The sequence below is a fragment of the Streptococcus taonis genome (genome assembly GCF_029948085.1).
GTDB classification, from domain to species: domain Bacteria; phylum Bacillota; class Bacilli; order Lactobacillales; family Streptococcaceae; genus Streptococcus; species Streptococcus taonis.
On the sequence record NZ_JARZZP010000002.1, the window covers coordinates 105713 to 124775 of the forward strand.

Below are 19063 nucleotides of genomic sequence, written 5' to 3' on the forward strand. Positions count from 1 at the left end.
TTTATTTTTTTATAAAGATGAATCGTTCCTTATCAAATTCGACAGCCAACTCATATTTCCCATCTACATTTTGAACGATGTAGCCTAACAAAACTAAACTATCTACAAAGATATCACGACGTTTCTGCATTAGTTGGTCTTTTTTGAGGAATTTGAGCAAAAAGGTTGTCATATACTTGAGAGCATACTCAGGATTGACATCCCCCAAAACAGCATAGAGTTTCTGCTGTTCTTCTGTCAGCGGATACTGGTGCTTAACCTTATAAAAATAATTAGACAAGGTCATTTTTTCCCTAGCAAAATCCGTATACTCTTCTAGGATAGCTGCATTGGTTTGATTGCGTAATTCCGTCTGAAAATGTTTCTCCAGGATTTCTAGATAGATAGGACTATCATCTCTCACAAAGACTTCTTGGTCTAGTTCAAGAGATTCTGTAGATTCTAGAAATGGGAGATTGAGATAATAGCGTTTGTTTTCTCGAAGAATGAAACCAGCTTTAATGTATTCCTCCAAGTACTTGTCAACTGCAACCCCTGGAAACTGAGCCTTGATTTCACGGAGAATAACATCATCATGCTGATCAAGATAGTCAACCAAATCTCTAAAGAATGGTTGACGCGTCAAGCGAGATGGATTAAAAATCTGAATCATGAAGATTCCTTTCTTTACAAACTAAAAGTGGTGATGCTGCTAATTGACTCGGGTTAGTGCCAGGCTGATTCAGAGGTACAGGAAGCCCCAACTCTCGATAATATTCTCTCCAAAAATCACTGATTTCCTGTGTATCATCCCCAAACTTAATGGGAATGGTATCAAAAGTAGGGAGTAGTTCAGCGATGAACTGGGAACAGTAGAAACCATCTCCGTCGGGATAAAAAGAGAAATTATAGGGAGTCCCTAAAAGGCTCTCTGCCAGCTTTTTGACTTCTTTTTGATCCATTTTTAGATAGCGATAAAGGTCATAGACTTTCTCAGCTTCAAAGAAATCTTCAGGAGATTGGGCAATGACTCCGCCTTCCGTAGTTGCATGATAGACCTGTCCGTCCAAAAAGATGGCCACATGGCTATAGTTACCAGTAGATTCCTGAATGGCCTGTCCTATATCCGAATCATCTTTCACAAAAATCAAATCGCCATTTTCTAACATACTTCTCTCCTAGCAAAAAAGGAGTCGAGACTCCTTTTTAACAATGGGTATCCCCATTTTTATATTACAATTAAGCATTAAAGCTTTCTGTCAATTGTGGTACCACTTGTTTCTTACGTGAAACAGCACCTGGAAGGAAAGCGTGGTTATTTTCAAGTTTGAAGTTAAAGGCTGCTTCCACCTTGTCCATGTTTGATCCAAGAGCAAGGATTTCTGAGTTTGAGTTAACGATATCTGTGATCATCAAGACAAAGTCAGAGTATCCGTTAGCTGCATTTGCGGCCTGGATGGCTGCTTCGATTTCAGCTTGGCGTTCCAAAACTTCAGCAATATCAACTGTATTGACTTGAGCCACACGGACATTATTTCCGTTGAGTTCAAAAGTTTTCGCATCGATGTCAATCAATTCTTCTGCTGACTTGCTTGCCAAGTTTGTACCAGCCTTGAGCATTGCAAGACCGTATTCTTCCAAATTAACTCCAGCCAATTCAGCCAATTCAGGCGCAATCACCTTATCAGATGGGTGAGTTGTTGGAGATTTCAAAAGAAGGGTATCTGAAATCAAACCTGAAAGCATCAAACCTGCAATTTCTTTTGGAACAGCTACACCGTGTTCTTTGAACATACGGTATACGATAGAAGATGCTGATCCAACTGGCTCCAAGCGCATGTAAAGTGGGCTTGCAGTTTCAAAGTTAGCTACACGGTGGTGATCCACAACACCGTAAACTTCTACTTCAGCGATATCTGAAACTGATTGTTGGAATTCATTGTGGTCTGTTAAGATAACTTGTTCTGCACCTTCTGATTTAGCAGATGTGATCACGCGCGGTGCTTCCACACCAAAATAGTTCAATACGAAAGCTGTTTCTTCATTTGGAGTTCCAAGAGCCACCGCTTCTGTATCCAAGCCATAAGCTTCTTTTGCAAGATACGCAAAAGCTACAGATGACCCGATGGCATCTGAATCTGGATTTTGGTGACCAAATACTAGAATCTTAGACATGATAATACCTCGTTTCTTTATTCTCTTTATTGTAGCATTTTTTTCAATTTTTGACAAAAGTAAGAGGAGTCAAAGAACTCCCCTCTACTCTTCAAAATGACTGATTAAATTTTTTTCTTGGTTGTCAGATAAAAATCTTTCCTTCTGTGGCCTCTTCTTACGTTTTAGAAGCGCTTCGGCTGACATGGCTTCTTCTTTACTATCGAAACCTTCTACATAGATAAGTTTTACTGGCAAGCGAGCTCGTGTGTACTTGGCTCCCTTACCACTATTGTGAACGGCGATTCTTTTTTTGACATCCGTTGTATAGCCAGTATAGTAGGTACCATCACAACACTCTACCACATACATGTAAGCCTTATGTTCCATAGTAAATCTCTTGAATTTCTGGAGTATAGGAACCATCATCATTATGAACAATGAGTGGTGGCAGAACCTTAAAACCACTAGTGGAGCCGTCCTTGATAGCCTCGATCAAAAGCATATTGGCTTCTTTCTCCCGTTTAGGGTAAACAAATTGCAGACGCTTTGGAGCTAGATTATGCTGTTGAAGCGTATCTAAGATATCTAATAATCTATCTGGACGATGAACCATGGCTAAACGCCCATTGGATTTGAGAATACTTTGGGCACTACGACAGATTTCCTTAAGATTGGTTGTAATTTCATGCCGAGCTAAAAGGTAATGCTCACTTTCGTTCAGATTAGAATTTGGATCCACTTTAAAATAAGGAGGATTGCATAAAATCAAATCAACCTTGCTCCCCTGAATGTAAGCAGGCATATTTTTCAAATCATCACAAATGACCTGCATCTGTTCTTCTAAGCCATTTAATCGGACTGACCGGTCTGCCATATCCGCCAATCGTTCCTGAATTTCGACAGACAAGATTTTAGCCTTGGTCCGGCTACTAGCAAAAAGCCCTACAGCACCATTACCTGCACAAAAATCCACAATCAAGCCATTTTTAGGAAAGCGAGGAAAGCGTGACAAAAGTACACTATCCACCGAATAGCTGAAAACCTCTCTATTTTGAATAATCTTGATATCTGTAGAAAAGAGCTGGTTGATTCTCTCTCCTGATTTTAATAATTCTTCTACCATACTTCCATTATAACAAACTATATTAACATTGCAAGAAGTAAGAAATCATTCACGAATTCTTCTTATTTAGATTCGAGATGGCTTCCTTTGTCCAGATAGGCATCATGCGAGCCAAAGGAGCAAATCCGTATTTGACACGGTCACTTGAAAAACGTCTCCGTCTCGGTAATTGATGTTTCTCTTCTTCCAAAGTCCGAATAGAAAGACTTGCTTTCCCTGTATATTCGTCCAAATCGACAACCTGTACTTGGACTTCTTCACCAATTTTCAGTACATCATAAATATTCTCAATAAATCCTGTACGAATTTCAGAAATATGAATCAAGCCTGTGATACCAGTCTCTAACTCTACAAAGGCTCCATAAGACTGAATCCCTGTAATTCGCCCTGTTAGCTTATCACCTATTTTCATCCTAGTCCTCGATTTCAATCGTTTCGATAACGACATCTTCAACTGGCTTGTCCATTGCACCTGTTTCTACACCTGCAATTGTATCCAGAACTTCATAAGAAGCTTCATCCGCAAGTTGACCGAATACAGTATGACGACGGTCTAGATGAGGAGTTCCACCTTGTTCTGCATAAATCTCCGCAATTGGCTCTGGCCAACCACCACGAGCAATTTCTTTCTTAGAATAAGGCAGATGCTGGTTTTGGACGATAAAGAACTGGCTACCATTGGTATTTGGACCAGCATTAGCCATAGAAAGAGCACCACGGATATTGTAAAGTTCTTCTGAGAACTCATCCTCAAATGATTCGCCGTAGATTGACTCGCCACCCATACCAGTTCCAGTTGGATCTCCACCTTGAATCATAAAGTCCTTGATAATACGGTGGAAAATGACACCATCATAGTAGCCATCTTTTGAAAGAGCAACAAAGTTAGCCACTGTTTTAGGAGCATGTTCAGGGAAAAGCTTGATACGCAAGTCTCCGTGATTGGTCTTAATAGTCGCGATAGGACCTTCTACTGTTTCAATGTCTACTTGTGGGAAATGCAATTCTTTTTCTACCATACCAAATCCTTCTAAGGCATCAAAAATGCCATCTTCTTCTAATGTTTTTGTAATATAATCTGCTTTTTCTTTGATTTTGTCATGAGAAATGCCCATGGCAACACTAATACCTGCATAATCAAAAAGCTCCAAATCGTTCAGTCCATCCCCAAAGACCATGACGTTCTCAGGTTTAAGACCTAAATGTTCTACAACTTTTGCTACACCAGCTGCTTTTGAACCTGAAATTGGTACCACATCTGACGAATGTTCATGCCAGCGTACCATGCGCAAAGTCGATGCTAAACTTTCAGGCAAAGTCAGGTCATCTCCCCGATCCTCAAAGGTCCACATCTGATAGATGTCTTCTTTTTCATAAAAATCAGGATCAACATCCAAGTCGGGATAAATTGGATCAATGGCCTCACTAATCAACTCAGTTCTAGTAGAGAGTTTAGCAGTATGACTACCAACTAAACCATAGTCAATCCCAACTTCCTTGGTCCAAGCAATATAGGTTTCAACCTTATCTTTAGAAATTTTGTTACTATCAATCACATTGCCTTTTTTATCCTCAATATAGGCACCATTCAGAGTAACAAAAAAGTCAGGTTTAAGTTCGCGAATCTCTGGCACGACACCGAAAATCCCACGACCAGTCGCAATCCCAGTCAAAATACCTTTTTCACGTAATTGTTGAAATACTGTTGGAATTGAGGTTGGGATAAAACCAGTCTTTGAGTTTCGCAAAGTATCATCAATATCAAAAAAAATAATCTTTATCTTTTTTGCCTTATATCTTAATTTCGCATCCATCTCATTACCTCCTTCAATTCACTCTTTCCATTATACCATAAAGTAGAGAAATCCCACATCCCCAATAAAATCCTTGTCTCTTATCCGAATTCCTTTACTAGATACAAAACCAAATCATCATTATTTTGGCTAGTTGCATTCATTTCCAAGGGTTGATTTCGATACCAGACACCTGTCCCATCTGGAATGTAGCCCCGTCTGATATACAATCTCTGGGCAGGGCCATAGCCTAAGTGCAAACCTACACCAAGAGTGACCTTACTCGAAACAAACTTGACTCGTTTTTCTGCTTCTTCTAGCAGTTGATTCCCAATCCCTTGATTTCGAAAAGGCTCAAACACATTAAAATCTGATAATTCTGGATAGACTTCTGCAAAAGGACCATGTTTAGCAGAGGGCAAAATGGTAACGTAGCCCGCTACAGCACCACCAATCTCTGCAACTAAGACTTCTCTGTCGCCACTTGCTTGCTCCCAAAAATAGCTAGCTAAGATTTCTTCTCTAGTAGGCCAACCTTGATTCATAAATCCATGAGATAAGGATTCAATATCAGACTTAATCATATTTCTAATCGTACAATTCATCTTTGACTTACCCACCTTTACTCTTTTTATTACCATTATAGCACGCCAAGGTCAGAAAAAAAAACTATCTCGTGGAAAAAGACCCAACCGAGTCTCAATTCGCTTTCTTATTTCCGAGCTCATGAAAAAGAGGTCCATCCGGACCCAAACTCGCTCTCTCATTTCAAGGCTCGTGAAAAAAAGACCCAACCGGGTCTGAAAAAGAGGTCTCCCGGACCTCAACTCGCTTTCACATTTCTATGCTCGTGAAAAAAAGACCCGTCGGGGTCTTAATTCGCTTTCTTGTTTTCATGCTCATGAAAAAGAGGTCCACTGGACCTGAAAAAAAGATCCAAACGGGTCTGAAAAAGAGGTCCCCCGGACCTCAACTTGCTTTCACATTTCTATGCTCGTGAAAAAAAGACCCGTCGGGGTCTGAAAAAGAGGTCCACCCGGACCTCTTTTTTAATCTTCGTTTACGAAAGGCATCAAAGCCATTACGCGAGCGCGTTTGATAGCTGTTGTTACTTTACGTTGGTTTTTAGCTGAAGTTCCTGTTACACGACGAGGAAGGATTTTCCCACGTTCTGAAACGAAACGGCTAAGAAGCTCAGTATCTTTGTAATCAACATATTCAATTTTGTTTGCTGCGATGTAATCAACTTTTTTACGGCGTTTGAATCCGCCACGACGTTGTTGAGCCATGTTTTTTTCTCCTTTATAGTATTAATTGTCCATTAGAATGGTAAATCATCATCTGAAATATCCAAAGGATTCGTTGTTCCGAATGGATTTTCATCACGTGAAAAGTCAGGTACTGATTGAGTAGGTGCTGAATAGTTTGAACTTGGTGCAGAATAAGATCCACCAGTATGTCCTTCACGCACACTACGGCTTTCCAACATTTGGAAATTCTCAGCCACGACTTCCGTCACGTAGACACGTTGTCCTTGCTGGTTATCGTAACTACGAGTCTGAATACGACCTGTCACCCCGATAAGTGAGCCTTTTTTAGCCCAATTAGCAAGATTTTCAGCCTGTTGGCGCCACATAACGACATTGATAAAATCAGCCTCACGTTCGCCATTTTGACTCTTAAATGTACGGTTTACTGCAAGAGTAAAAGTCGCAACTGCTACATTTGATGGGGTATAACGCAACTCAGCGTCACGAGTCATACGCCCTACAAGTACAACATTGTTAATCATAATCTACCTTCTTACGCGTCAGTTTTGACGATCATGTGACGAAGAATGTCAGCGTTGATTTTTGAAAGACGGTCAAACTCTTTAAGAGCTGCATCATCATTTGCTTCAACGTTAACGATGTGGTAAAGTCCTTCGCGGAAATCTTGAATTTCGTATGCAAGACGACGTTTTTCCCATGTTTTTGATTCAACAACAGTTGCACCGTTGTCAGTCAAGATAGAGTCAAAACGTGCTACCAAAGCGTTTTTCGCTTCTTCTTCAATGTTTGGACGAATGATATAAAGAATTTCGTATTTAGCCATTGATATGTTCCTCCTTTTGGTCTAATGACCCCAAGACTTTGCAAGGGGTAAGTGAGGTTTGCTCACAATAAATTATTATACTAGAAAAAAATTTTTTTCGCAAGTAAAAACTGCTTCTATTTTATTTTTTACAGTTTTTTTGCAGAAGTTTGTGTAATTTCTTCAACCTGAATATTCTCAGATTCAAATTTCTGTTTAAAGGTAGCTAGATCAACCGTTCCCTCAATTTGAACTTCGATAACAATCTTACCATCTTTACGTGGAATATTAACAGTATGAGAAATATTTAGATTTTCCTCAACGATTAAAGAAACAATCTTACCAAGTACCCCAACTTCATTTTCTGTGATAAAACGAACACGGATTCCCTCTTCGCCATAACCAGAAATTTCAAGAAATGCTCTGAAAACATCACGGTCAGTAATGACACCATAGACTTGTCCATTATCAATAACTGGCAAGATTCCAATCTTATTTTTCAGCATAAGGTAGGTTGCATCTTCCAAACTTGCATAACCTGAGACAGTTACAACATCACGAATCATGACGTCTTTTACTTTTGTTTTATTGAGCAAGTAATTCATCTCAAAGATTGAAAGACTCGTTGCTTTTGATGGACTGGCTTCAGCAATTGTTCCTTCTGTTACTAGGCCAACTAATTTATCATTTTCAATAACAGGAAGACGATGTAAACCTTGTTCGCGCATCAAGTCTGCTGCATGTGCTACAGTCGTATCTGGGCTAATATATACGACCTTTCGTGTCATAAAATCTTTAACTGCCATAGGAACTCTCCTTTATGTTTATAGCTTTATTATACACTTTTTACGAAAATCAATCAAACGCTTTCATCTCTTTTTCAAGATTCTGAAAACTCTGAAATACTATAAAAAGAGCCCTAGATTAGAGCTCTCAATCTTATGATTATGTAATTTGTTTAGTAATCTTTCCCGCGCACTAACACAATCCACTGGTTCTGATGATTGCCAAGCAATCTCTATCCGCCGACTAAAAAGGTCCCACGGACTAATGTGGATTGCTGGCGCAATCCTTATTCGCAACCTAAACTAGTCTCCCAGACTATGCGAAGATTACTACGTAATCCTTATCCGCCGACTAAAAAGGTCCCCCAGACCTTTTTAGCCACCTAGATATGCTTTTCTGACTTCGTCTGATGCTGCGAGTTCTTTACCTGTTCCTGAAAGAACGATTTTACCTGTTTCAAGAACATAGCCTCGATCTGCGATGGCTAGTGCTTTATTGGCATTTTGCTCGATCAAAAGAACAGTTGTACCTTGTTTTTGAATATCTTGGATGATATCAAAAATTTCTTGGATGAAAATTGGTGCAAGCCCCATTGATGGTTCATCTAAGAGAAGAAGTTTAGGCGTTGACATAAGCGCACGTCCCATAGCAAGCATCTGTTGCTCACCACCAGAAAGGGTAGCTGCATCTTGGTTTTTACGTTCTTCCAAACGCGGGAAACGTGAAAAGACTTTCTTCAAATTTGCTTGATTCTCTTCACGATTTTTCTTAAGAAAAGCTCCCATCTCCAAGTTTTCTATAACTGTCAAACCAGGGAAGACGTGACGTCCTTCTGGTACTTGAGAAAGTCCTGATGCCACAATTTTTTGTGCAGGCATCTTTTGGATTTCTTGTCCCAAAAATTCAATTTTACCAGAACTTGGACGAACAAGTCCTGACAAGGTACGAAGGATAGTTGTTTTACCAGCACCGTTTGCACCGATAAGGGAAACAACTTCTCCTTCATTTACTTCAAAGCTCACATCGCGTACAGCTTGAATCATACCATAGTGTACTGAGAGGTTTTCAACTTTTAACATAGACATTAGGCTTCACCTCCTAGATAAGCTTCGATAACACGTTTATTACTCTTGATTTCATCTGGTGTTCCATGAGCAATCAAACGACCGTACTCAAGAACATAGATACGCTCAGTAACTTCCATAACCAAGTTCATATCATGTTCAATCAGCATGATAGTAATGTTGAATTCATCCTTGATGCGACGAATCAACTCAGTCAATTCTGCAGTTTCTTGTGGATTCATACCTGCTGCAGGCTCATCCAAGAAAAGGATTTTAGGTTCTGTAGCAAGAGCACGAACAATTTCCAAACGACGTTGTTGACCATAGGCTAAATTTTTAGCTAAAGTTTCAGCATCTCCATCCAAATCAAAGATTTTTAGTAATTCTAAGGCTTTAGCTTTCAATTCTTTTTCATTCTTATAAAAAGCTGGTAAGCGCAAGAAACTTGCAAAAACATGTTGTTTATGATGATTACTAAATGCAATCAGAACGTTATCCAAAACTGTCAAGTCCTTAAAAAGGCGGATATTTTGGAAGGTACGCCCTAAACCAAGAGATGCGATTTTATAGGGTTGCTTGCCATTTAACAAGTGACCATCCAAGGTTACTGTCCCTTCGCTTGGTTCATAAACACCTGTCAACAAGTTGAAGAGGGTTGTTTTCCCAGCACCATTAGGTCCAATCAAACCAACAAGTTCACCTTCGTTCAATTCGAGAGTGACGTCCCCAACGGCTGTCAGACCACCAAAATGTTTGGTTAAATTTTTTACTTCAAGTAATGCCATTAGTTTTGTCCCTCCTTCTTACCTTTTTTAAAGAGACGTGATAGGCTCAATTCCCATGTCCCAAGAAGACCACCTGGTCTGAATATCATAACGAGTACCAAGGCCAAAGCATAGATAATCATACGAACGCTAGCCACGTCTTGAAGGAGCATGTTCAAGATTCCAAGCACGATCGCCGCAACAATTGCCCCTGTAATGGATCCTAAACCACCGAATACAACGATAATCAAAACATTGATAGAGTTGATAAACGTATAATCTTTTGGTACGACTGATCCAATAAATCCTGACTGAAGAGTACCTGCGATACTTGCAGTAACAGCACCAAAAACAAAAGCGATGATTTTAATTTTTGTAGTATTTACCCCTACTGACTCAGCAGCAATCTCATCTTCACGAACAGATAAAGTTAAACGCCCGATAGGACTACGAAGGAAATTGAGAGTAGCAATCGTTGTAATCACAGCAAAGAAATATACCATTTGCCAAGTTGTAAAGCTAGGAATCCCCAAAATACCAGCAGCACCGTTTGTAAGGCTTCCACCATTAATAATAAAGATACGAATAATTTCAGCAACACCTAAAGTTGCAACTGCAAGGTAGTCACCCTTCAAACGTAGGGTTGGAATTCCAACGACCAAGGCAACCAGACCAGCAATAATGGCACCAAGTAACATAGCTCCAAAGAATGCACCATAGGTTGGAGATTTTGATCCGATAATGGCTGCTGCATAGGCACCAATAGCCATAAATCCAGCATGTCCAAGTGAAAACTGACCAGAGAACCCAACGATTAGGTTAAGACCTACTGCTAGAATAATATTGATACCGATTTGTTCAATAATCTGAATATGGAAAAGGTTCAAGACTCCTACTGAAACCAATAGGCTAATCAAACCATATCCAAGCAACAAAAGGAATAACCATAGAATATTAACTTTTAAATTTTCTTTCATTGTTTACACCTTCTCTTTCACATTCTTACCGAGGATACCAGCTGGACGAACAATCAAGATTAAGAGCAAGATTCCATACACGATGGCATCACGGAAATCTGACATTCCGAAGGCGGTAGCAAATGTCTCCAAAAGACCAATAACCAAGCCACCCAGAGCTGCACCAGGGATAATTCCGATACCACCAAGAACGGCAGCCACAAATGATTTAATACCTGGAGTCATTCCCATCAATGGTTCAAGAGAGTTATAGTAAAGTGCAATCAAGACACCCGCTGCACCAGCTAGAGCTGAACCCAATGCAAAGGTGAAACTGATTGTACGGTTCACGTTAATCCCCATCAACTGAGCAGCATCACTATCTACAGAAACGGCACGCATGGCTTTCCCCATCTTGGTTTTTTGTACGATGAGTTGTAGAAGAACCATCAAAACAAGTGAGACAGTCAAAATTAACAATTGAATATTTGTTAAACTAATTGGTCCCAAGTCATAACGCACTGTTTGGATTGCTTGAGGGAAGGCACGTGTATTGGCGCCTACCAGATAGACCATCCCATACTCCAGTAAGAAGGAAACCCCGATGGCTGTAATCAATACAGAGATACGAGTTGAATGACGTAATGGACGATAAGCAAGAAACTCAATGATAACACCGAGAATTGCCGTTCCGATCATCGATAAGATCAAGGCAACAAAGAAATTTAATTGCAAGGAATTAATAAAGAAATAACCCATGAAAGCACCCATCATATAAATATCACCGTGGGCAAAGTTAATGAGCTTGATAATTCCATAAACCATAGTATAACCTAGGGCTAGTAGTGCATAGACACTCCCCAAGATTAGACCATTGACAAGTTGTTGAAGCATATGGTTCACTCTTTCTAAGTTTTATTTTTTAGGATTTTTATAAAAAAATAATCCTTTCATAAACACCGAAACAGGGAGTGAGTAAAAGCTCATTCCCCATTTCCTGTATCTATAATTATGGTTTTACGACTTCTGCCGCTTCTACTTTACCATTATTCATGGTCATCATGAAGGCTGTTTTCACAGTGTTGTGATCTGCATCAAAGCTTGTTTGACCTGTAACACCTTCAAAGTTTTGTGTTTTAGCAAGATTGTTCTTGATATCAACTGAAGTTTTTGCACCTTTTGCTGCATTAGCTACAAGGTAAACTGAGTCATAAGCAAGAGCTGCAAATGTTGAAGGATCTTCGTTGTATTTTGCACGGTAAGCTTCAAGGAAGGCTTTTGCTTTTGCTGAAACCTCTACAGTAGTTGAGAAACCTGAGATGAAGTAGATATTTGATGCGCGTTCAGCTGTTGCTTGTTGAACAAACTCTGCACCGTTAAATCCGTCACCACCAATGATTGGTTTATCAATTCCCATACCACGAGCTTGGTTTACAATCTTACCAGCTTCTGTGTAGTAACCTGGCAATACGATTGCATCAAAGTCTTTATCTTTGATTTTTGTCAAAGCTGCTTGGAAGTCAGTGTCACCTGATACAAACGTTTCATCTGCTACGATTTCGCCTGAGAATGAATCACGGAATGATTTTGCAATTCCTTTAGCGTAGTCGCTTGAGTTATCAGTATACAAGACAACTTTCTTAGCGTTCAACTTGTTTGTAACATAGTTAGAAATGATTTTCCCTTGGAAGCTATCTTGGAATGTTCCGATGAAAAGGAAATCTTGACCTTTTGTCAAACCATCTTGAGTAGCACTTGGAGAAATCAATGGAACCCCAGCTTGTGTAGCATTTGCTACTGCTGCTGCGGTTGCACCTGAAGTTGCAGGTCCTACGATAGCTGCTACTTTAGATTGAGTAACAAGGTTTGTTGAAACAGAAGCAGCTTCAGCAGTTTCAGATTTGTTATCTTTATCTACTACTTCGATTTGTTTACCATCAATACCACCTGCAGCGTTGATTTCATCAACTGCAAGTTGAGCACCCTTTTGCTCAGATGTACCGTAAGATGCTACTGCACCAGTTTCTTCAAAGTTGAAACCGATTTTAACGACTTTCTCATCCACTGGGTTACCAGTTGAATTTGAAGCTCCTGTCTTCACTTCTCCACAAGCTGCTAAAACAGCTACACTTGCAAGAGCTACAAGTGATAAGGCAAATTTTTTCTTCATCTTTTTTGTCTCCTTATTTCTTAAATAAATAGCATGTTAAGAATATACCGAATTATCTGAAAATTGTCAACACATTTATCTTAATTTTTACATGATAACGTTTTCGCTATTTCTATAGAGACTACCAACAAAGGGAGTTTCCAATTCTTGGATATGACATCGTCGCACTTTTTTGATAAATCTCTCTTTTCCTAAACGGCTAACCAGTTCTTCCACTTCTTCTGTTGGGACATACAGTTGCAGATAACGGTGTTTTTTAGAGTGGTAACAAATATCACCATAATGATCGAGTTTTTTTGCATCACGATTATAGTATAGGTAGATAATCAGACCAGACCGATTCTCTTTTTGAAACATATTACAACTTCCTTCTAACAATCTTCTTACTATTATATCAAAAAAAGCAAACTCAGTCGAGTTTGCTTCAAAAGATTAATTCAAAGAATTATTAGCCATGATTTCATCAATGAAACCATATTCAAGTGTTTCTTGAGCGCTCATCCAGTAATCACGTTCAGCATCTGCATGGATTTGCTCAACTGATTTACCAGAATTATCTGCAAGAATTTGTTCCAAAGTCTTACGAGTTTTAAGCAAGTGCTCAGCCACAATAGCCATATCTGTCTGTTGCGTACCACCACCAGTACCACCCATCGGTTGGTGAATCATGTACTCTGCATTTGGAAGCATGAAGCGTTTGCCCTTAGCACCACTTGATGCGATAATAGTTCCCATTGAGGCAGCCATACCCATAACAATCGTTTGTACGTCTGCTTTGATGAAGTTCATAGTATCTACAATTGCCAAACCAGCTGAAACTGATCCACCTGGTGTATTAACATAGAGGTAGATATCTTTAGTACTGTCTTGAGCATCCAAGAAGAGCAACTGGGCAATAACTGAGTTTGCCATATTGTCTTCAACTGGACCTGTCAGCATGATGATGCGGTCTTTCAAAAGACGAGAGTAGATATCGTAGGAACGTTCCCCACGACTTGTTTGTTCAATTACTACAGGAATCATTGATTTCTCCTTCTGATTTCAATTTTTCTTAGTCAAACGACTCAATACAGGTCTATTATATCTTTTTGGTCAAAAAAGGTCAAATCTTTGCTCTATCCTAAAAACAGACACAAAAATTCAACCTCCTTTCGAGACTAAAACCAATGAACAGTTTTAGTTTATGCTTAGAATCTTATTTAGTACCGAACAAGCGGTCTCCTGCGTCACCAAGACCTGGAACGATATAGCCATGTTCGTTCAAACGTTCATCCAAAGCTGCTGTAAAGATTTCTACATCTGGGTGAGCTTCTTGAAGAGCTTTTACACCTTCTGGAGCAGATACAAGGCAGACAAATTTGATGTTTGATGCTCCACGTTTTTTGAGGGAATCAACAGCCAAGATTGCAGAACCACCTGTTGCAAGCATAGGGTCAACCACAAAAATTTGACGTTGGTCGATATCTTCAGGTAATTTTACCAAGTATTCTACTGGTTGAAGAGTTTCTTCGTCACGGTACATACCAATATGTCCAACTTTGGCTGCTGGAACCAAGCTCAATAGCCCATCGACCATCCCAATACCTGCACGCAAGATTGGAACAATTGCCAATTTTTTACCAGCCAATTGTTTTTGAACTGTTTTTGTGATAGGTGTTTCGATTTCAACGTCTTCAAGCGGAAGATCACGAAGTACTTCATATCCCATCAACATAGCAATTTCATCTACTAACTCACGAAAAGCTTTTGTAGAAGTGTCTGTACGACGCAAGATTGACAATTTGTGTTGAATGAGTGGATGATTAATGACTTCAAGTTTTCCCATTTTCTGAATTCCTTCTTTCAATTTATTCTTCTTATTATATCAAAAAATGGTTTAAAAATCCTTCTAAACCATCTTTTTTTTTAATTTTTAAATCAAGTTAGCTTCTTGAAGAGCTGCTTGTACTGTCTCAAGTGGTAAATGGGTCAACTCGGTCCCTTTTTCACGATAGAGATACTGGGCGTAGTCGTCCATACGGTACTGGTTAATATAAACGACACGCTCACATCCTACCTGAAGCAATTGCTTGGTGCAGTTGAGACAAGGAAAATGAGTAACGTAAGCTGTAAATCCTTTTGGAACGCCACGTTCGGCTCCTTGTAAAATAGCATTAACCTCAGCATGAAGAGTGCGGACACAGTGGCCCTCAATCACCAAACAGTCATGGTCAATACAATGCTCCGTTCCTGATACAGAGCCATTATAACCTGTTGAAATAACCTTATTATCCTTGACTAAAACAGCTCCTACCTTGGCGCGTTTACAGGTTGAACGATTGGCAATCAATAAGGCTTGAGCAGCAAAATACTCATCCCAAGCCAGTCTTTTTTCTGTCATAACTTCTCTCCTTCTGATCTATTTTTTGAAAAATGGTAGGCGTAAATCTGCGATTTTTTCAGCAGGAACCTTCATTCCATCCTTGATCCATTTAAGCAAAACTGATACGATGGCAGAACTCCAAAAAGAATGCAGGTAAGAGCTGACTCCTTTTGATTTTCCATAGTATTTTTCTAAAAACTCTTGCATGGCTTGCACAAAGATTTTTTCCAAGTGATAGTCCAGGGCAAGCTGAATAACCTTGGCTTCTTTTCTGGCTTCACGAAAGAGATGAACCCAAACCAGATAGAGATCTGTTTTGACATCATAATGACTCAGCTGCTCCATGATATTATGGACACTGCGTTTAAAGACGCTTTCTAAAATCTCTTCTTTGGAGTCATAGTTTCGATAAAAGGCTGCACGGGAGACCCCAGCTCTTTTTACCAATTCGGAAATGCTAATCTTTGTCAACTCCTTTTTCTCCAAAAGTTGCAAAAGAGCTGTTTCGATAGCTTCTCTGGTCAGTAAATTGGATTCTTTGTTTGATTTTCTGAGATTTTCAAGTGAATTTTCAGAAATTCTTCGTTCGGCCATAACACTTCCTTTCTACTTGTGACAACAGAGTGACGAGACTTTTGTTTTAAGATTTTTCATGATATAATTGTAAAAAAAGACAGAACCTTTGTCAATGTATAAGTGATAAAGATGGAGAATTTCTATGACTTGGAAGATTGTAGCTGACTCTGGTTGTGATTATCGTCAACTGGCAAATCCAGCAATTGATACTGAATTCATCAGTGTTCCCTTAACCATTCAAGCGGCTGATCAAGTCTTTATTGACGATGCTAGTCTTGATATTGACAAAATGATGGAAACCATGTATGCAACTTCTGAAGCTTCAAAATCAGCTTGTCCTAGCCCTGATGATTACTTACGAGCATTCGAAGGTGCCAAACATATTTTTGTAGTGACTATCACTGGAACTCTCTCTGGTAGCCACAATAGTGCTCAATTAGCTAAGAATATCTATCTCGAAGAACACCCTGATACTCAAATTCATGTCATCGATAGCTTATCAGCTGGTGGGGAAGTTGACCTAATCGTTGAAAAGATCAATGACTTGATCAACCAAGGACTTTCTTTTGAAGAAGTCGTTGAAGTGATTACTACTTACCAAGAAAAAACGAAGTTGTTGTTCGTTCTTGCTAAAGTGGATAACCTGGTTAAAAACGGTCGATTGAGTAAGCTTATTGGTACAGTTGTCGGGCTCCTCAATATTCGTATGGTCGGTGAAGCAAGCGAAACCGGAACCTTAGAACTCCTCCAAAAAGCTCGTGGTGCTAAAAAGTCTCTTCAGGCTGCTTATGAAGAGTTAATCAAAGCTGGCTACGCTGGTGGGCGTATCGTCATGGCTCACCGCAGCAATGAAAAATTCTGTCAACAGCTCTCAGAGCTCTTACGAGAAAAATACCCACAAGCTGACATTAGAATCATCCCAACTTCTGGACTCTGCAGTTTCTATGCGGAAGAAGGCGGGCTCCTCATGGGATACGAAATCAACTAATGAATCTGACAAGAGATGTCTAATCATCTCTTGTTTTTTTATGGTACAATACTCTTATGAAACATTTTGATACTATTGTCATCGGAGGTGGCCCTGCTGGTATGATGGCTACGATTTCCAGTAGCTTTTACGGGCAGAAAACACTTCTCATCGAAAAAAATCGGAAACTCGGGAAAAAATTAGCTGGAACCGGCGGTGGTCGTTGCAATGTAACTAACAACGGAACTCTAGATGACCTACTAGCTGGAATACCTGGAAATGGGCGATTTCTATACAGTGTCTTCTCACAGTTTGATAACCATGATATCATTAATTTTTTCACGGAAAATGGTGTTAAACTCAAGGTTGAAGACCACGGACGTGTCTTCCCAGCCAGCGATAAATCTCGTACCATAATCGAGGCTCTGGAGAAGAAAATCATGGAGCTAGGTGGGCAAATTGCTACTCAAACAGAGATTGTTTCTGTTAAAAAGATAGACGACCAGTTTGTCCTTAAGTCCGCAGACCAGACCTTTACTTGTAATAAACTCATTGTCACAACAGGTGGTAAGTCTTATCCTTCTACTGGTTCGACTGGTTTTGGTCACGAGATTGCCCGCCATTTCAAACACACCATTACCGAACTTGAGGCTGCTGAAAGTCCCTTATTGACGGATTTCCCGCATAAAGCCTTGCAGGGAATTTCACTAGATGATGTGACCCTCAGCTATGGCAAGCACGTCATCACCCATGACCTCCTCTTTACCCACTTTGGTTTATCTGGTCCCGCTGCTCTGCGTATGTCAAGCTTTGTCAAGGGTGGCGAAATCCTATCTTTAGATGTCTTGCCACAACTTTCTGAAGACGACTTAGTAAATTTTCTAGAAGAAAACCGTGAAAAATCCTTAAAAAATGCCTTGAAGACTTTGCTCCCTGAACGCTTGGCAGAATTCTTGGTGCAAGGCTACCCAGAAAAGGTCAAACAACTAACAGAAAAAGAACGCGACCAACTTATCCAGTCTATCAAGGCACTCAAAATCCCTGTGACAGGAAAAATGTCCTTGGCTAAATCCTTTGTGACCAAAGGTGGCGTTAGTCTCAAGGAAATCAATCCTAAAACGCTGGAAAGTAAACTGGTTCCTGGCCTTCACTTTGCTGGCGAAGTACTAGATATCAATGCCCATACGGGGGGCTTTAACATTACTTCTGCCCTCTGTACTGGCTGGGTGGCAGGCTCAAACTAGAACTATAAATGATATTGTATCTAAAGATATTGGATAAGAAAGGAGCTATTTTGGAACATATTATTTTACTGAGAGGTGTTACACCGAATGGACAAAATGCTATCCCTAAAATGTCTTATCTGGTAGATATCTTGGCAGAGGCTGGTTTCCAACACGTTCGAACTTATATTCAAAGTGGAAATATTATTCTTGAAAGCGACTTAGCCATAGAAGAAATACGAGAACAAGTCCATACTCTAATAAAAGAAAAAATCGGAGCCGACTTGAAAATGGTCATTAAAAATAAGAGTGATTTTACAAAAATTGTCCAAGAAAATCCGTTTGGAGAACATTATCTTTATGACCGTATACATATAATTCTTTTCCAGAATGCTATCCAAAGTCTACCATTTGAAAAATTGGATAGTGACTATGGTGAAGAAGAAATTTGTATCGGCAACCATTGTCTTTACCTCTATCTCCCTAGAACTGCAAAACGAAAAAAGCTTAATACCAACTATCTTGAAAAGCTGTTCGGCGTTGATCTGACCATGCGAAAGTTAAACGTGGTAGAAAAATTACTAACAAAATAGGAAAAATAAGATGAACAGAAGAGAATCAGTCGAATTTGTCAACATGTGTATGATTAAAAATGGGGACAAGGTTCTGGTCCAAGACCGAGTCAGTCCTGACTGGCCTGGCATTACTTTTCCTGGCGGCCATGTTGAACGTGGCGAATCCTTTGTCGATGCCGTTATTCGTGAAGTGAAAGAAGAAACTGGTCTGACCATTTCTAAACCTCAGCTCTGTGGTATCAAAGATTGGTATGATGATGCAGATTATCGCTATGTTGTCCTCTTTTACAAAACTGAACACTTTACTGGGGAGCTCCAATCTTCAGACGAAGGAAAAGTCTGGTGGGAGGATTTTGAAAATCTATCTCATCTTAAACTGGCTACTGAGGATATGTCTGATATGCTTCGTGTTTTTTTGGAAGAAGACCTCAGTGAGTTCTTTTACTATAAGGATGGGGAAGACTGGTCTTACCAACTCAAATAACAGTAAATCGG

Annotated in this window: 25 protein-coding genes and 1 pseudogene; 4 read left to right on the top strand and 22 right to left on the bottom strand. The window is 39.7% G+C overall.

Features of this window, described 5'->3' with window-relative positions:
- Window position 1 precedes the first annotated feature (1 nt).
- From QEZ38_RS01395 to QEZ38_RS01500, 22 genes and pseudogenes are all read right to left on the bottom strand, one after another.
- On the bottom strand, window positions 2–652 hold the full coding sequence (locus QEZ38_RS01395; RefSeq protein ID WP_281334775.1) for a DUF1803 domain-containing protein: 651 nt from the start codon (window positions 650–652) through the stop codon (window positions 2–4).
- Window positions 636–1148 (bottom strand): YiiX/YebB-like N1pC/P60 family cysteine hydrolase, encoded by a 513-nt coding sequence (locus tag QEZ38_RS01400; RefSeq protein ID WP_281334776.1) that lies wholly within the window; start codon window positions 1146–1148, stop codon window positions 636–638. Before QEZ38_RS01400 ends, QEZ38_RS01395 begins: the two co-directional genes overlap by 17 nt.
- A 70-nt stretch (window positions 1149–1218) precedes the next feature.
- Window positions 1219–2154, bottom strand: coding sequence for a manganese-dependent inorganic pyrophosphatase (locus QEZ38_RS01405; RefSeq protein ID WP_281334777.1), 936 nt, complete (start codon window positions 2152–2154; stop codon window positions 1219–1221).
- Between the two features lie 84 nt (window positions 2155–2238).
- Window positions 2239–2523 carry a GIY-YIG nuclease family protein gene (locus QEZ38_RS01410; protein ID WP_281334778.1) on the bottom strand — a complete coding sequence of 95 codons (285 nt, stop codon included), beginning with the start codon at window positions 2521–2523 and terminating at the stop codon, window positions 2239–2241.
- A complete protein-coding gene (locus tag QEZ38_RS01415) occupies window positions 2513–3259 on the bottom strand; it encodes a tRNA1(Val) (adenine(37)-N6)-methyltransferase (protein WP_281334779.1) in 747 nt (248 codons plus the stop codon). Before QEZ38_RS01415 ends, QEZ38_RS01410 begins: the two co-directional genes overlap by 11 nt.
- A 49-nt stretch (window positions 3260–3308) precedes the next feature.
- Window positions 3309–3671: a S1 RNA-binding domain-containing protein gene (locus QEZ38_RS01420; protein ID WP_281334780.1), complete on the bottom strand. Its 363-nt coding sequence runs from the start codon at window positions 3669–3671 to the stop codon at window positions 3309–3311.
- A gap of 1 nt (window position 3672) precedes the next feature.
- Entirely contained in the window at window positions 3673–5073 is a 1401-nt protein-coding gene (locus tag QEZ38_RS01425; protein ID WP_281334781.1) for a bifunctional Cof-type HAD-IIB family hydrolase/peptidylprolyl isomerase, read from the bottom strand.
- Between the two features lie 80 nt (window positions 5074–5153).
- Window positions 5154–5657, bottom strand: coding sequence for a GNAT family N-acetyltransferase (locus QEZ38_RS01430; RefSeq protein ID WP_281334782.1), 504 nt, complete (start codon window positions 5655–5657; stop codon window positions 5154–5156).
- Window positions 5658–6101: 444 nt separating this feature from the next.
- Complete coding sequence (rpsR, locus tag QEZ38_RS01435; protein WP_000068664.1) at window positions 6102–6341, bottom strand: 30S ribosomal protein S18; 240 nt, start codon at window positions 6339–6341, stop codon at window positions 6102–6104.
- A 32-nt stretch (window positions 6342–6373) separates the two neighbouring features.
- Window positions 6374–6844 carry a single-stranded DNA-binding protein SsbA gene (gene ssbA, locus QEZ38_RS01440; protein WP_223139991.1) on the bottom strand — a complete coding sequence of 157 codons (471 nt, stop codon included), beginning with the start codon at window positions 6842–6844 and terminating at the stop codon, window positions 6374–6376.
- 11 nt (window positions 6845–6855) lie between these two features.
- Window positions 6856–7146, bottom strand: a complete 291-nt coding sequence (rpsF, locus tag QEZ38_RS01445) for a 30S ribosomal protein S6 (protein WP_001151786.1) — start codon at window positions 7144–7146, stop codon at window positions 6856–6858.
- 128 nt (window positions 7147–7274) lie between these two features.
- Complete coding sequence (locus QEZ38_RS01450; RefSeq protein ID WP_223139992.1) at window positions 7275–7931, bottom strand: CBS domain-containing protein; 657 nt, start codon at window positions 7929–7931, stop codon at window positions 7275–7277.
- Window positions 7932–8285: 354 nt separating this feature from the next.
- The gene (locus QEZ38_RS01455; protein WP_281334783.1) at window positions 8286–8996 is read right to left on the bottom strand and encodes an ABC transporter ATP-binding protein; all 711 of its coding nucleotides are present in this window, start codon (window positions 8994–8996) and stop codon (window positions 8286–8288) included.
- Entirely contained in the window at window positions 8996–9760 is a 765-nt protein-coding gene (locus tag QEZ38_RS01460) for an ABC transporter ATP-binding protein (protein ID WP_049503117.1), read from the bottom strand. Before QEZ38_RS01460 ends, QEZ38_RS01455 begins: the two co-directional genes overlap by 1 nt.
- Entirely contained in the window at window positions 9760–10716 is a 957-nt protein-coding gene (locus QEZ38_RS01465; protein WP_281334784.1) for a branched-chain amino acid ABC transporter permease, read from the bottom strand. The genes QEZ38_RS01460 and QEZ38_RS01465 overlap by 1 nt, the downstream gene beginning before the upstream one ends.
- Window positions 10717–10719: 3 nt before the next feature.
- A complete protein-coding gene (locus QEZ38_RS01470) occupies window positions 10720–11589 on the bottom strand; it encodes a branched-chain amino acid ABC transporter permease (RefSeq protein ID WP_281334785.1) in 870 nt (289 codons plus the stop codon).
- A gap of 115 nt (window positions 11590–11704) precedes the next feature.
- On the bottom strand, window positions 11705–12865 hold the full coding sequence (locus QEZ38_RS01475; RefSeq protein WP_281334786.1) for an ABC transporter substrate-binding protein: 1161 nt from the start codon (window positions 12863–12865) through the stop codon (window positions 11705–11707).
- A gap of 87 nt (window positions 12866–12952) precedes the next feature.
- Complete coding sequence (locus tag QEZ38_RS01480; RefSeq protein WP_000486587.1) at window positions 12953–13222, bottom strand: YlbG family protein; 270 nt, start codon at window positions 13220–13222, stop codon at window positions 12953–12955.
- A gap of 75 nt (window positions 13223–13297) precedes the next feature.
- A pseudogene (locus QEZ38_RS01485) lies at window positions 13298–13891 on the bottom strand (ATP-dependent Clp protease proteolytic subunit); the annotation flags it as partial.
- Window positions 13892–14060: 169 nt separating this feature from the next.
- Window positions 14061–14690: a uracil phosphoribosyltransferase gene (gene upp, locus QEZ38_RS01490; protein ID WP_000517029.1), complete on the bottom strand. Its 630-nt coding sequence runs from the start codon at window positions 14688–14690 to the stop codon at window positions 14061–14063.
- An 87-nt stretch (window positions 14691–14777) separates the two neighbouring features.
- The gene (locus tag QEZ38_RS01495; RefSeq protein WP_000136981.1) at window positions 14778–15245 is read right to left on the bottom strand and encodes a deoxycytidylate deaminase; all 468 of its coding nucleotides are present in this window, start codon (window positions 15243–15245) and stop codon (window positions 14778–14780) included.
- An 18-nt stretch (window positions 15246–15263) separates the two neighbouring features.
- On the bottom strand, window positions 15264–15821 hold the full coding sequence (locus QEZ38_RS01500; protein ID WP_000840874.1) for a TetR/AcrR family transcriptional regulator: 558 nt from the start codon (window positions 15819–15821) through the stop codon (window positions 15264–15266).
- A gap of 124 nt (window positions 15822–15945) precedes the next feature.
- Here QEZ38_RS01500 and QEZ38_RS01505 point away from each other — a divergent pair, with 124 nt between their 5' ends.
- Genes QEZ38_RS01505 through QEZ38_RS01520 form a run of 4 tightly spaced genes read left to right on the top strand, consistent with a single transcriptional unit; the run spans window position 15946 to window position 19052 of the window.
- Window positions 15946–16791 carry a DegV family protein gene (locus QEZ38_RS01505; protein ID WP_281334788.1) on the top strand — a complete coding sequence of 282 codons (846 nt, stop codon included), beginning with the start codon at window positions 15946–15948 and terminating at the stop codon, window positions 16789–16791.
- 56 nt (window positions 16792–16847) lie between these two features.
- Complete coding sequence (aao, locus tag QEZ38_RS01510) at window positions 16848–18014, top strand: aminoacetone oxidase (protein WP_281334789.1); 1167 nt, start codon at window positions 16848–16850, stop codon at window positions 18012–18014.
- A 50-nt stretch (window positions 18015–18064) separates the two neighbouring features.
- Window positions 18065–18586, top strand: a complete 522-nt coding sequence (locus tag QEZ38_RS01515) for a DUF1697 domain-containing protein (protein ID WP_248034766.1) — start codon at window positions 18065–18067, stop codon at window positions 18584–18586.
- A 10-nt stretch (window positions 18587–18596) separates the two neighbouring features.
- Window positions 18597–19052: an 8-oxo-dGTP diphosphatase gene (locus tag QEZ38_RS01520; protein WP_281334790.1), complete on the top strand. Its 456-nt coding sequence runs from the start codon at window positions 18597–18599 to the stop codon at window positions 19050–19052.
- The last annotated feature ends 11 nt before the right edge of the window (window positions 19053–19063 follow it).

Bases quoted from the DNA above. Each gene is read 5' to 3' on its own strand.
- QEZ38_RS01395 (WP_281334775.1), bottom strand. From the start codon at position 652: ATGATTCAGATTTTTAATCCATCTCGCTTGACGCGTCAACCATTCTTT.
- QEZ38_RS01400 (WP_281334776.1), bottom strand. From the start codon at position 1,148: ATGTTAGAAAATGGCGATTTGATTTTTGTGAAAGATGATTCGGATATA.
- QEZ38_RS01405 (WP_281334777.1), bottom strand. From the start codon at position 2,154: ATGTCTAAGATTCTAGTATTTGGTCACCAAAATCCAGATTCAGATGCC.
- QEZ38_RS01410 (WP_281334778.1), bottom strand. From the start codon at position 2,523: ATGGAACATAAGGCTTACATGTATGTGGTAGAGTGTTGTGATGGTACC.
- QEZ38_RS01415 (WP_281334779.1), bottom strand. From the start codon at position 3,259: ATGGTAGAAGAATTATTAAAATCAGGAGAGAGAATCAACCAGCTCTTT.
- QEZ38_RS01420 (WP_281334780.1), bottom strand. From the start codon at position 3,671: ATGAAAATAGGTGATAAGCTAACAGGGCGAATTACAGGGATTCAGTCT.
- QEZ38_RS01425 (WP_281334781.1), bottom strand. From the start codon at position 5,073: ATGGATGCGAAATTAAGATATAAGGCAAAAAAGATAAAGATTATTTTT.
- QEZ38_RS01430 (WP_281334782.1), bottom strand. From the start codon at position 5,657: ATGAATTGTACGATTAGAAATATGATTAAGTCTGATATTGAATCCTTA.
- rpsR (WP_000068664.1), bottom strand. From the start codon at position 6,341: ATGGCTCAACAACGTCGTGGCGGATTCAAACGCCGTAAAAAAGTTGAT.
- ssbA (WP_223139991.1), bottom strand. From the start codon at position 6,844: ATGATTAACAATGTTGTACTTGTAGGGCGTATGACTCGTGACGCTGAG.
- rpsF (WP_001151786.1), bottom strand. From the start codon at position 7,146: ATGGCTAAATACGAAATTCTTTATATCATTCGTCCAAACATTGAAGAA.
- QEZ38_RS01450 (WP_223139992.1), bottom strand. From the start codon at position 7,931: ATGGCAGTTAAAGATTTTATGACACGAAAGGTCGTATATATTAGCCCA.
- QEZ38_RS01455 (WP_281334783.1), bottom strand. From the start codon at position 8,996: ATGTCTATGTTAAAAGTTGAAAACCTCTCAGTACACTATGGTATGATT.
- QEZ38_RS01460 (WP_049503117.1), bottom strand. From the start codon at position 9,760: ATGGCATTACTTGAAGTAAAAAATTTAACCAAACATTTTGGTGGTCTG.
- QEZ38_RS01465 (WP_281334784.1), bottom strand. From the start codon at position 10,716: ATGAAAGAAAATTTAAAAGTTAATATTCTATGGTTATTCCTTTTGTTG.
- QEZ38_RS01470 (WP_281334785.1), bottom strand. From the start codon at position 11,589: ATGCTTCAACAACTTGTCAATGGTCTAATCTTGGGGAGTGTCTATGCA.
- QEZ38_RS01475 (WP_281334786.1), bottom strand. From the start codon at position 12,865: ATGAAGAAAAAATTTGCCTTATCACTTGTAGCTCTTGCAAGTGTAGCT.
- QEZ38_RS01480 (WP_000486587.1), bottom strand. From the start codon at position 13,222: ATGTTTCAAAAAGAGAATCGGTCTGGTCTGATTATCTACCTATACTAT.
- upp (WP_000517029.1), bottom strand. From the start codon at position 14,690: ATGGGAAAACTTGAAGTCATTAATCATCCACTCATTCAACACAAATTG.
- QEZ38_RS01495 (WP_000136981.1), bottom strand. From the start codon at position 15,245: ATGACAGAAAAAAGACTGGCTTGGGATGAGTATTTTGCTGCTCAAGCC.
- QEZ38_RS01500 (WP_000840874.1), bottom strand. From the start codon at position 15,821: ATGGCCGAACGAAGAATTTCTGAAAATTCACTTGAAAATCTCAGAAAA.
- QEZ38_RS01505 (WP_281334788.1), top strand. From the start codon at position 15,946: ATGACTTGGAAGATTGTAGCTGACTCTGGTTGTGATTATCGTCAACTG.
- aao (WP_281334789.1), top strand. From the start codon at position 16,848: ATGAAACATTTTGATACTATTGTCATCGGAGGTGGCCCTGCTGGTATG.
- QEZ38_RS01520 (WP_281334790.1), top strand. From the start codon at position 18,597: ATGAACAGAAGAGAATCAGTCGAATTTGTCAACATGTGTATGATTAAA.